11 protein-coding genes are annotated in these 12239 nt (G+C 34.7%); 8 read left to right on the top strand and 3 right to left on the bottom strand.

Going from position 1 to position 12239, the window contains the following annotated elements; all coding sequences use genetic code 11:
- Window positions 1-2 precede the first annotated feature (2 nt).
- The 7 genes from J7K39_03010 to J7K39_02980 all read left to right on the top strand — a co-directional run bounded on the left by J7K39_03010 (window position 3) and on the right by J7K39_02980 (window position 6228).
- Complete coding sequence (locus J7K39_03010) at window positions 3-515, top strand: thioredoxin family protein (protein ID MCD6178852.1); 513 nt, start codon at window positions 3-5, stop codon at window positions 513-515.
- Window positions 516-519: 4 nt separating this feature from the next.
- Complete coding sequence (locus J7K39_03005) at window positions 520-1353, top strand: pantoate--beta-alanine ligase (GenBank protein ID MCD6178851.1); 834 nt, start codon at window positions 520-522, stop codon at window positions 1351-1353.
- 91 nt (window positions 1354-1444) lie between these two features.
- Window positions 1445-1795, top strand: a complete 351-nt coding sequence (locus J7K39_03000) for an aspartate 1-decarboxylase (protein ID MCD6178850.1) — start codon at window positions 1445-1447, stop codon at window positions 1793-1795.
- Window positions 1796-2809: a flippase-like domain-containing protein gene (locus tag J7K39_02995; protein MCD6178849.1), complete on the top strand. Its 1014-nt coding sequence runs from the start codon at window positions 1796-1798 to the stop codon at window positions 2807-2809.
- The gene (gene rfaE2 / locus J7K39_02990; protein MCD6178848.1) at window positions 2802-3293 is read left to right on the top strand and encodes a D-glycero-beta-D-manno-heptose 1-phosphate adenylyltransferase; all 492 of its coding nucleotides are present in this window, start codon (window positions 2802-2804) and stop codon (window positions 3291-3293) included. The genes J7K39_02995 and rfaE2 overlap by 8 nt, the downstream gene beginning before the upstream one ends.
- Window positions 3294-3363: 70 nt before the next feature.
- Window positions 3364-4731 carry a DNA repair protein RadA gene (gene radA, locus J7K39_02985; GenBank protein ID MCD6178847.1) on the top strand — a complete coding sequence of 456 codons (1368 nt, stop codon included), beginning with the start codon at window positions 3364-3366 and terminating at the stop codon, window positions 4729-4731.
- A gap of 3 nt (window positions 4732-4734) precedes the next feature.
- Window positions 4735-6228: a hypothetical protein gene (locus J7K39_02980; GenBank protein ID MCD6178846.1), complete on the top strand. Its 1494-nt coding sequence runs from the start codon at window positions 4735-4737 to the stop codon at window positions 6226-6228.
- A gap of 2 nt (window positions 6229-6230) precedes the next feature.
- On the opposite strand, the gene J7K39_02975 is transcribed toward J7K39_02980, so the two are convergent.
- The 3 genes from J7K39_02975 to J7K39_02965 all read right to left on the bottom strand — a co-directional run bounded on the left by J7K39_02975 (window position 6231) and on the right by J7K39_02965 (window position 10342).
- Window positions 6231-7016 carry a carboxypeptidase-like regulatory domain-containing protein gene (locus tag J7K39_02975; GenBank protein MCD6178845.1) on the bottom strand — a complete coding sequence of 262 codons (786 nt, stop codon included), beginning with the start codon at window positions 7014-7016 and terminating at the stop codon, window positions 6231-6233.
- Window positions 7017-7317: 301 nt separating this feature from the next.
- Complete coding sequence (locus tag J7K39_02970) at window positions 7318-8778, bottom strand: hypothetical protein (protein MCD6178844.1); 1461 nt, start codon at window positions 8776-8778, stop codon at window positions 7318-7320.
- A 34-nt stretch (window positions 8779-8812) separates the two neighbouring features.
- The gene (locus J7K39_02965) at window positions 8813-10342 is read right to left on the bottom strand and encodes a hypothetical protein (protein ID MCD6178843.1); all 1530 of its coding nucleotides are present in this window, start codon (window positions 10340-10342) and stop codon (window positions 8813-8815) included.
- A gap of 111 nt (window positions 10343-10453) precedes the next feature.
- Between J7K39_02965 and J7K39_02960 the strand changes: the two genes are divergently transcribed.
- Complete coding sequence (locus tag J7K39_02960; GenBank protein ID MCD6178842.1) at window positions 10454-11926, top strand: proline--tRNA ligase; 1473 nt, start codon at window positions 10454-10456, stop codon at window positions 11924-11926.
- Window positions 11927-12239 lie beyond the last annotated feature (313 nt).

Genomic DNA, 12239 nt, shown 5'->3' with positions numbered 1-12239 from the left:
TTATGAAGACTATTGTTAGTGGATTATTTATGTTGCTTTTTATTGGGGTGCAAGCACAAGAAGTAAATCGAGTAATTTTTGATGCCGATGTGAACAGAGATATATTGTTTGGTTGGGTTAATAGGGAAGGAACCATATCGCAAGATTTTCTTGAGGATGAACAATTAAAATATGATGCTTATGTTGCCGATACGGAATCGATAGATTTTTTGAAAAATGCTTTTGAAGCTGATGAAAGCCTAAATATTCTTGTAGTATTTGCCACTTGGTGTGGCGATTCTAAAATGCAGGTGCCCGATTTTTATAAAGTAGCAGATTTAGCCCAAATATCTAATATTAAATACCTGGCAGTAAACCGAAAAAAGAATGCGGGAGCTATTGATATGAGTGCGATGGATATTCAACGTGTTCCTACTTTTATTGTTTATAAAGGCGATGAAGAAATAGGCCGAATTATTGAAAGCCCGATATATAGCATAGAAAAAGATTTAGTTACAATTCTTAAAAAGCAGTAGTTTTATGTATGTTTTTGAGCAAAAGGCTGAATTAAATAAATTTATCAGTCAAGCAAAAGTTGAGGGGAAAAGTATAGGATTTGTCCCTACAATGGGAGCTTTGCATGCGGGTCATATCGCTTTGCTAACTGAGGCTGTAGAACAATGCGATTTGGTGGTAGCAAGTATTTTTGTTAATCCCATACAGTTTAATAATCCCGACGATTTAAAAAAGTATCCCCGTACTTTTGAAAGTGATCGTAAAATGTTGGAAGAAGCGGATTGCGATGCTGTTTTTTATCCTTCGGTAGAAGAGATGTATCCTACTCAGGTGGAGGAGAAGTTCGATTTCGGATCATTAGAAACTGTAATGGAAGGTGCAAAACGTCCCGGACATTTTAATGGTGTTGCCGTAGTGGTAAAAAGATTATTCGACTTAGTTCAGCCTGATTTCGCTTTTTTCGGTAAAAAAGATTTTCAGCAGTTAGCGATAATAAGAGCTTTGGTAAAACAGATGAAAAGCGATATTCATATTATTGGATTAGATACCGTTCGCGAAAAAGACGGTTTAGCTATGAGTTCGCGAAATACACGACTATCAAAACAAGAGCGTAAGACTGCCGTTGAGCTTTCTAAAGCACTAAATTTTATAAAACAGAACAAAAATGCTTTCGATCCGGCTCATTTGGAAAGCGAAGCAATTAATATGTTAAAGACAAACTTTAGTGTTGAATATATTCAAATTGTTGATGGAAATAATCTTCAATCCATAAGTGATTGGAATCAAACAAATTATCCCGTAGTATGTGCTGCTGCCTTTTTGGGGGATGTTCGTTTAATAGATAATTTGGAGCTTTAGAGCTTTTAATACTAAGAAGTTTTTAAAAATCATTTCTAAATAGTGTTACAGCTTGACAATATTATAAAATAATGGTTAATTTTGCAGCCTTATGTATATTGAAGTTTTAAAATCTAAAATTCATCGTGTTGGTATTACAGAAGCCAATCTTGAATATATTGGTAGTATCACCATAGACGAAGATCTTATGGATGCTGTTAATATCATTGAAAATGAGCGTGTTCATATTTATAATATTACTAATGGAAATCGTTTTGATACTTACGTAATTAAAGGCGAACGTGCCAGTGGTGTAATTGGTATTAATGGAGCTGCTGCCCGTAAAGTTGCCATTACAGATAAGATTATTATCGTTTCTTATGCCAGTATGGATTTTGAAGAGGCTAAAAAGCATAAACCTTTGATTATCTTTCCCGACGATAATAACAAAATTCCGCTATAGGTGAAAGGAATAGTTATTTCTGTTTTAAAATATTTATTTTTTATTGCTCTTGGAGTAGCTCTATTATTTTTAGCTTTCCGTGGTTTGGCTTTTAATGAGCTTTGGGAAGAGCTAAAAACAGCAAATTATTGGTGGTTTTTGGTTGCAATTATTTTGGCCATTCTCAGCCACATTTTTAGAGCCCTTCGCTGGAATTTACTCATCGAACAAATGGGATATAAAACGCGTACTTCAACCACTTTTTACTCTGTTATGATGGGCTATTTGGCAAACTTAGCTCTTCCTCGTTTAGGAGAAGTTACCCGTTGTGGCTTTTTAAGTAAAAAAGAAAATATACCATTTAATGCATTATTCGGAACAGTAATAGCCGAACGTGTTTTTGATTTAGTGGTTTTACTGTTTATTATCGTTATGGTAGTAGTAACCCAAATTCAAATAATAGGTGGCTTTTTAAACGAAATTCTTGTTAAACCATTTTTGGGAGCATATTATGGCAATTTTATGGTAATAATTGTTGTTGTATTAGGCTTGGTTTTACTTATTTTACTTTCTCTTTTTATTTTTAGAAAACTAAAGCCTTGGTTAAAAACAACTACAGTTTATGGAAAAATAGAATCGTTTATCGATGGTTTTATGGATGGCTTGAAGAGTATTGCTAAACTCAAACAAAAGATACTGTTTTTCCTATATACTTTTGCTATCTGGCTTCTCTATCTTTTAATGATTGTTTTACCTTTTTACGCTTTTGCCGAAACTTCATTTTTAACTTTTACAGATGGGATAACCGTACTCGGAATAGGTAGTTTGGGGGTTGTAGCACCTGTCCCCGGAGGTATTGGGTCTTATCATTTTATTATAACTGAATTGCTAAGTCAATTATACGAAGTGCCGGTAAAAGCTGCGGCAGCATATGCAACGGCAAATCATGCCGCTCAAACAATAATGATTATAGTTGTTGGGTTGATATCTTATATTCTGTTAATTTTGGTGAAAACAAAACCCCGAAATGAGTAAGCTAGCAAAAATCAAATCAAAAATCCAAAGTCAGGAATCTTTAACTGTTTTGTTAAATAAATGGGAACAGCAAAAAAAGAAAATTGTTTTTACTAATGGTTGTTTCGATATTTTGCATAGAGGTCATATCGAATATCTTTCTAAGGCAGCCGATTTAGGCGATATCCTTTTTATTGGGGTAAATACCGACGCTTCAGTTAGTAAGATAAAAGGGAATAACAGACCCTTGCAAGATGAGGATAGCCGACTGATTATTCTTGCTGCTTTAGAATTTGTCGATGCTCTTATACTTTTCGATGAAGAAACTCCTTTAGAATTAATTCGTAAGGTACAGCCACATGTTCTTGTAAAAGGTGCCGATTATAAACCGGAGGAAATTGTGGGTTACGATATTGTAAAAGCTCGAGGTGGAGAAATTAAAACAATAGAATTTTTATCGGGTTATTCTACCACTGCCATCGAACAAAAAATCAAAGAGGGATAATCGTTTTACATTTATATATTGGTATTTCAGGTCGAATATCATACCTTCGTACATTCAAGAATAATTTTTCATGGCTAAAATTAAAACAACATTCTTTTGTCAGAATTGTGGTGCCGAATCACCAAAATGGGTAGGAAAATGTACCTCCTGTGGGCAATGGAATACCTTTGTTGAAGAGGTAGTTCAAAAAAATCCGACTAAAGAACAATGGGCTATTCCCGAAATGCAGGAGGCTAAAGCTCAACCTAAAAAAATCTCAGAAATTGAGTTAGGACAAATAAGACGTATTGATACTCAAAATCAAGAATTGAATAGGGTTTTAGGTGGTGGACTTGTTCCCGGATCAATTGTTCTTTTGGGAGGAGAACCAGGAATAGGTAAGTCGACATTACTGTTGCAAGTTGCCTTACAGATGAGAAATCAAAAGGTATTATACGTTTCCGGAGAAGAAAGCGAACAACAAATCCGTATGAGATCAGAACGTTTGAATTTAGAAATGTCTGAGACTTTTATACTGACAGAAACAAATACTCAAAAAATTGCTCAGGCTATTCGCTTAATCCAACCAACGGTTTTAATTATCGATTCTATACAAACTATGCATACCGAATCGGTAGAATCTACGGTAGGAAGTGTTTCTCAGATTCGCGAATGTGCCGGCGAATTTCATAAATATGCAAAGCAAAGTAATACCCCTGTTTTATTAATAGGTCATATTACAAAAGACGGAAGCCTTGCCGGACCGAAGGTTTTAGAACATATGGTTGATAGCGTTTTGCAATTTGAAGGCGATAGAAATTATGGCTATAGAATTTTACGGTCTGTAAAAAATCGTTTTGGGTCAACTTCTGAATTGGGAATTTATGAGATGCAAAATACTGGGCTTCGTCAAGTATCCAATCCGTCGGAAATATTACTTTCTCATCGCGAGCAAATGCTAAGCGGTATCGCCATAGGATCTACAATGGAAGGGATGCGCCCGATGTTAATAGAGATTCAGGCTTTGGTAAGCACTGCTGCTTATGGAACACCACAGCGCTCTACTACGGGTTTTGATGGTCGTAGGTTAAATATGCTTTTGGCCGTTTTGGAAAAGCGTGCAGGCTTTCGCTTGAGTACAAAAGATGTTTTTGTGAATGTTGCAGGTGGCATAAAAGTAGACGATCCTGCCATAGATTTGGCTGTTGTTTGTGCAATCTTATCATCGAATGAAGATATTGAAATTGATGATAAAACTTGTTTTGCTGCCGAAGTGGGTTTGTCGGGCGAAATACGCTCAGTTAATCGTATTGAGCAAAGAATTACCGAAGCCGAAAAGTTGGGTTTTGAACGAATAATTATTTCTAAATTTAATCAGAAATCACTTCCCAAAAACGGAAAAATACAAGTAATTGCCGTTAATAAAGTAGAAGAAGTTTTCAAATACGTTTTTGCATAGTCTATGTTTAAAAAAATAGTTTTCTCTTTTTTGTTTTTGACTTTCAGCTTGCCACTATTCTCGCAATTTGATTATAGTGATGATTGTAAAAAAGCTTACAGTTTAATTATTGACTTGAGATTCGACTCTGCGAAAAAATATATCGAAAAGGTTAATACCGATCATCCTGAAAATTTGATTCCTTTGGTTCTAGAAAATTATATCGATTTTTTAAGTATAGTTCTATTGGAAGATAAAGAGCTTTTCGAAAATCTCAGATATCAAAAGAAAAACAGAGTTAATAAATGGGAAGAAGGACCTAAAGATAGTCCGTATTACCGCATGGGAATTGCACAGATGAATATGCAATGGGCTTTTGTGCGAGTGTTATTCGGTGAGTATCTTACGGCTGCTTTTGAAATAAATCAAGCTTATCATCTGTTAGAAGAGAATAAAGAATTTTATCCCGATTTTTTACCTAATGCAATGGGATTGGGGGTTTTGCATGCTATGATTGGGCTTGTTCCGGATCAATATCAATGGGCAATTAATTTCTTAGGATTATACGGAAGTGTGGATCAGGGTTTGGGCGAATTAGAGGCTTTGTTGGATAGTGATAATCCCGAATTCCAACATTTTAAACCAGAGGCTTTATTTTTATATACTTTTTTAAAACTGAATCTTCAAAGTGGGGAAGAGCGTTATGGTGAGCTTAAACTGAGATATCAGCAAAAAGAAATGGATTTGGTGAGCAGGCATAGTCCTTTACTTAATTTCTCTCGTGCCGTTTTACTGATGAAAGAAGATAATGATAGTGTAATTTCTTTTCTTGAAAATCGACCTGTACTTGGAGATGCTCTTACATTTTATTATCCCGAATTTATGTTAGGACAGGCAAAATTATATAGCTTGGATGCAGATGCTTATCAACTATTTGATAACTATTTGAAAAACTATCCCGGAAACAATTTTAAACGTTCGGCAGCACAAAAAAAAGCTTGGAGTGCCTTTGTTCAAGGCGATACTTTAGTTTACAAACAAAGTATGCTTAAAATTTTATACTTTCCAAGTACTCAGCTCGATGGCGATGATGCTGCATTAAAAGAGGCAAAAAAAGTATCAGATGGTTATTTGCCAAATCTGTATTTATTGAAAAGCAGAATTTTATTCGATGGAGGATATTTAAAAGAAGCTTTAGCGGTATTTCACAATCTTGATTTATCGAAGTTTAATAAAAAGGAAAAGATAGAACTGTCTTACCGAAAAGCACGTATTTATCATCATTTAGACTCTTTGGATCAGGCACTTACTTTTTATCAGATTGCTTTAAAGGAAGGCGAAAAATTTAATTCCTATTTTGCTGCTAACAGCTGTCTTAAAATGGGGGAGATATACGAACAAAAAGGTATAAATGAGAAAGCGAAATTCTATTTTGAAAAATGTCTTGATCTTGATTTTGAAGAATACCGTAGAAGTATTAGAGCGAAGGCTAAGGCAGGCTTACAGCATGTGAAATAGAATTATGTCATTTTATACCGTATATATTCTAAGTATTTTTTCTGTATGGCTAATATCAATTCGTACTTGGAAGCAGTAAGTAAAAAGTTAAAATCGAATTTGCAAAATTCAATAAAAGCATCTAACTCATCAGTAGTTTTTAGGGGAACAATTTTGGCGACTAAGTTTCTAGTAAATCGTTTTTGTACTATTTTACTATTATAATCATTAGTCATCAGCGATTTATATTTCTTCATCATCTTGCCTCTATGACTAAAGGTATTGTAAATTGCAGATATCGGACTCGTAAAAGAAACGCCTCCCAAATTATCTCCATTATTGTCAGGCGGACGTACTTTATAAAAAGGAAGATTAAGCTCAGGTGTAGGTTTGTCTTTTGGTAATTCTAATTGAACAAAAGCGTTTTTAAATTGTAATACGGTTTTATAAGGCGTAAGCGTAAATTCCTTTAGCTCATAGATTTTAGATTTTAGTTGTATGGGAAAATCATTAACGATTTCTGATGTGTCGTTAATAATATAAAACCCATCTTCATAGCCAATGGCGGTAATCTTTAATAAATCCCCCTGTTTAAAAGAAATAATATATCGCCCTTGTTCATCAGCAATAATCTTTGTTTTAAGCATTTGGTTTTTTATAAGAGCAAAACTGATGGGCTCATAATTTCTGCTATCGCGAATAGTTCCCCTTATAATTTGTAGTGATTCTTGTGCTGAAAGTGAAAGATTTATTCCGATAAATCCAAATAGAAGAATTATAATTAACCTATTAATGGAATTAGAATTCATGAAATTATTTTTTTGCTAAGATAAAACACTGAGACTAAGCAAATTGTTAAGAAGCATTAATAGCTGTTAAGTCTTGTTAATTTACCATATTTACTGGGCGATATTTTAGGTGCCTCTTTCGAATGCAGTGAAACGGAATGAGAAATCTCATTACTTATTAGTAAGAGTTATGAGAGAATTGTTGCGCTCCCCCTATTGGTTCAATGTTAACGTATACTTAAGCTAAAAAAAAGGTTACCTCAGGGAAAGCTGTAAACCCCAAGATAACCGATTGAAAAGGATTGTTTTATGTACTTTTAGTTTAGAATTTATATCCTATTGTAAAAACGTAGTTTGATGTTGTATTAGAAATACTTGCAGGATTAACATAGTCCGGATTATACATATAGAATAAATTGTCGGTATTTCTTTTTGAATAAGCAAAATCAAAATATGCACTGCCTATGCGATAGCCGGCTCCCCACGAAATGGTAGAACTAATAATATCGTTAATATCCGGATTCATAGGTGAGCTGGTAATATTATAACCTCCTCTTAAAGTAAGAAAGTCCAGTCTCCATTCAGCTCCTATACGCAGAGTATGTGTTACTTGAAAATCAGTCATAATATCCTGATTTTCATCTATAAAAGAGTAGGAAGAAGAGGATAAATTAGATTTTCCATAATCCATATATTCGTAATCAACACTAATAAATCCGTTTTTGTAAAAGAATGAGCTAATACCAAACATTAAACGGGAAGGAGTATTCAGACTATAAACCATATTCCCTATTGGCGATTCGCTATAATAATACTCATCGTCTCCCATAATACTTTCAAGACTGGTATCATACTCGTCAATTAACTCTCCATAATATGTTGGAGTGTGGTATGCTCCACTTATTCTTACACTAGGTGATATAACATAAATAAATCCAATTTTGGCATTTATGCCGCTTCCTTCTGTTAACAACCTTTCTTTATAATGAAATTCACTAAATTCATAATCGGCAGGGCTTTCTAAAGCATACTCATCATATCTTATCCGACGCTCATAATGTAAACTTGGAATTCCTAAACTAAAACCAATAATAAGCTTATCGTTATAGTTTGCTGATATAGCAAAGGACATTTCATCAATATAACCTTTAGATTCTTCCCAATACATTTGTGAAACGCCACTTATAGGAGCTCCGCTATAATATTGATATGGATTACCCGGAACAGTATCTAAGATATAAGTCTCCCAGGCTAAGCCCTCGGAAAAAGAATTTAAATTTTCGTAAAATGTACCATTAGCATTATCGCGCCACACATTAGCTAAAGAAGAGCTATAAGAGTCTCCTGCCATAAATAATGTATTGTTAAAGTTTTTTATTCTATTTATGGAAAAACCATAGTTAACAGCTTTCCATCCCGAATTATTTCCTCCCGCTCTATTGCGAATACGACGGGTATTTACCATTCCAAACATACCGTAATTAAGATTTGTTTTAGAATTTGTTCCTATGGTACCATTATAAGTAGCATTAGTAGAGGAATAATTTAATGTAGGTGAAAAACTAAATTCCGAAGATTGAAAAATTCCTAAACCTGCCGGATTGTAATTTAAAGTGCTTAAATCGCCACCAACAGCACCAAATGCGCCTCCAAGAGCCACAAATCGGGCAGAGCCTAAAACATCATAAGATGAAAAGCGAAATGCATCAGTGCTATTTTGTGTATAAGATGTTTGAGAAAACAAACTTATTACGAGTAATAAAATTAAATATCGAGTTTTCATTTCTTTATTTTTTTAAGTTAATTTTAGTTATGGCTTATCGTCTGCTGCTTCTGCTTGATCCTCCGGAGCTTCTGCTTGAACTACCACTTGAGCTTCTACTCGAACTTGATGAAGATCTAAAAGAGGATCCGCTGCTTCTATTACTGCTTCTACTAGGGGTGGATATAGAACGGTTAGATCTTGATGAACCCGAGCTTTTTATGGATTTAGAAGAGCCGGATGGTCGACTAATATGATTGCTTCTTGTATTTGTACTTCTGTATGTTCTAGTGCTTCCACTACTTTTTGTGGGCGAATAAGTCCTAGATGAACGTACATTACTATTAGTAGTTGCAGGACGTTGATATCTGCTGTTATTTAATCGACTAGTGGAATATTCCCTACTCGATCTCATATTTGTGTTTGAGGGCGTATTGTACTGGTAAGTACGACTTGTATTTGGATTTCTAACTGTTGAGCTTGAGGGTTGAGTAGCTCTGGGTCTTTGATATCTTGATCCGGTATTTGTAGTTGTCGTTTCCCTATCAAAAGAATATCTATGACTATTTGTTTTGGTTGAGCTGTTAGGCTTACGGTAAACATTTTGTCGTGAATCAGAAACTTTCCGACTGGTAGAACTACCAACCTTTACGGTTCTAGATTGATTAGTTCCTCTGTTTTCGGAACGTAAAGAAGAAGAGCTGTTTCTATCGGCTTTAATGCCGGAAGATTGACGACTGCTTGAAAAGTAACCGCGATTTTCTGCTGCTACCTTATTGTTACGTGAACTTGAAACACGGCTGCCTAAATTGGAGCTGCCGGAATTTCTAACATATGATGAACTGCTAAGAGGCTTTTTAAGTGTACTCGATGATCTTGAATTACGACTTCTTCCTAAATTTGCAGTACTGTAGTTGCGATGTCCGTAATAACGTGAATTCAAATCATAAGGATTACCATAATTGTAGTGTCCTGAATAATATCCGGTCCAGTAACCATTATAATAACCGTTTCCATAAGAATAAGGACTCCAATAATTATATCCGTAATAAGGATTGTAAAAGTTATAATACCAGAAATTATTGTAAGGATAATAATTAGAATAACGATAGTAGCTTGAATATGGAGAGTAGAAATTATTGTATGCATAAGGATAACGGTAATCATAACCTATATAGATACTTGTTCCCCAAGCATAAGGATTATAATCGTACCAATAAATATTAGTATAATACGAATCGTAATAACCGGCACCATACAGTGGATTATTAAATCGTCTTATACGTGAAGAATAAGAATAATCGTAATAATCATCATATTTAAAATTATCTTCATAGTAATAATTATCATCAATTAATACTTCACCATAAGTGCTGTCTTGGGCTTCTGCCTGGTTTTCGTAATTTTGTTCTTGAGAAGCAGGAGAGGTGTAAGTAATTTCTTTAACAACCTTCACGGGAGTCATCCCTTGCGACTTAGCTCCAAAAGAATAAACGTCATCGTTGTAAATGCCGGAGTATTGCGGAGTAACACAGGACGCTAACGGAATTAGTAGAATGGTTAAAAGTTTAATGAGCGTTTTCATAATTACCTCCTTATTTGTTATATTTCAATTTTTCAAATGCCAATTTTCAAATTTTGCTTAGTTTTGCACAAATTCAATCAAGAAAAAGCAAATACTATACCACAATTCAATATGGCTAAAAAATTTTCAACACGTGCGGAAGATTATTCGCAATGGTACAATGATATCGTGAAACATGCAGAACTTGCCGAGAACTCTTCTGTTAGAGGTAGCATGGTTATAAAGCCCTATGGCTATGCGCTTTGGGAAAATATGCAACGCGAATTAGATAGGATGTTTAAAGAAACAGGTCACGAAAATGCGTATTTCCCGCTTTTTATTCCAAAATCTTTTTTCTCAAAGGAAGCGAGTCACGTTGAAGGTTTTGCAAAAGAATGTGCTGTAGTTACTCATTATCGTTTAAAAGTTGATGAAGATAGTGGAGATATAATTGTTGATCCCGATGCTAAATTGGAAGAAGAACTGATTGTTCGTCCAACTTCGGAAACAATTATTTGGGATACATATAAACGCTGGGTACAGTCTTATCGCGATTTACCTATTTTGATTAATCAATGGGCGAATGTTGTACGTTGGGAAATGCGTACACGATTATTTTTACGTACTGCTGAGTTTTTATGGCAAGAGGGTCATACTGCTCATGCAACGGAAAAAGAAGCTATTGAGGAATCAAAACAAATGTTGGAGGTATATGCTGATTTTGCAGAAAATTTTATGGCTATTCCTGTTTTAAAAGGAACAAAATCGCCTAACGAACGTTTTGCAGGTGCTGTTGAAACATATTGCATAGAAGCAATGATGCAAGACGGAAAAGCCTTACAGGCAGGTACTTCGCATTTCTTAGGACAGAATTTTGCAAAAGCATTTGATGTTAAATATGTAAGTAAAGAAAATAAGCAAGAATATGTCTGGGCTACCAGCTGGGGTGTTTCAACTCGTTTGATTGGCGCTATAATTATGGGTCATAGCGATGATAAAGGATTGGTTCTTCCTCCAAAATTAGCTCCAATTCAAGTTGTAATTGTTCCTATTTATCGTGGTCAAGATCAGTTAGATGCTATTACTAAAGAGGTAAAAGAGATTACTAAAGCTCTTCGTGCAAAAGGTATTAGGGTAAAATACGATAATCGTGATACACAAAAACCCGGTTTTAAATTTGCCGAGTATGAATATAAAGGTGTTCCTGTCCGCTTTGGAATAGGGCCACGCGATTTGGAAAACGGAACTATTGAAGTCGCTCGTCGCGATAATCTTACAAAAGAAATAATGCCAATGGAAGGTATTGAAGATAAGATAGTTGTTTTATTAGAAGAGATTCAACAAAATCTTTTTGATAGAGCCTTTGAATTTAGAGCCAAAAATTCCAGAAATGTCGATACTTGGGAAGAGTTTAAAGTTGAAATAGAAAAAGGTGGTTTTCTTTATGCGCATTGGGATGGAACTCCCGAAACAGAGCAAAAAATTAAAGAAGAAACAAAAGCCACTATTCGTACTATTCCTTTGGATGCTAAAGAGGAAGAAGGGAAATGTATTTATTCCGGTAAACCGTCAAACAAACGTGTAGTTTTTGCGCGTGCGTATTAACAAGACGAACGGAGTGAATAGATAGAGACAAATTTTCTTTGTGCCTCAGTGCCTCTGTGGTCTTTTTTTACCACTAAGACACAAAGTCACAAAGTATTTTAGCTTATTTTTTTTATCTTTCAAGATTCTGAGTTTTTCTTAGTGTCTCAGTGCCTCTGTGGTTTTGTTTTACCACTAAGAGTCACAAAGTATTTTAATCTAAATTATTTTCTTGCTTTTCAAAACATTGAATTTTTCTTTGTGCCTCAGTGCCTCTGTGGTCTTTTTTTACCACTAAGACACAAAGTCACAAAGTATTTTAGCTTATTTTTTT

The organism is Bacteroidales bacterium, assembly GCA_021157585.1.
GTDB lineage: Bacteria > Bacteroidota > Bacteroidia > Bacteroidales > UBA12170 > UBA12170.
This window is presented reverse-complemented; position numbering and strand designations above follow the sequence as displayed.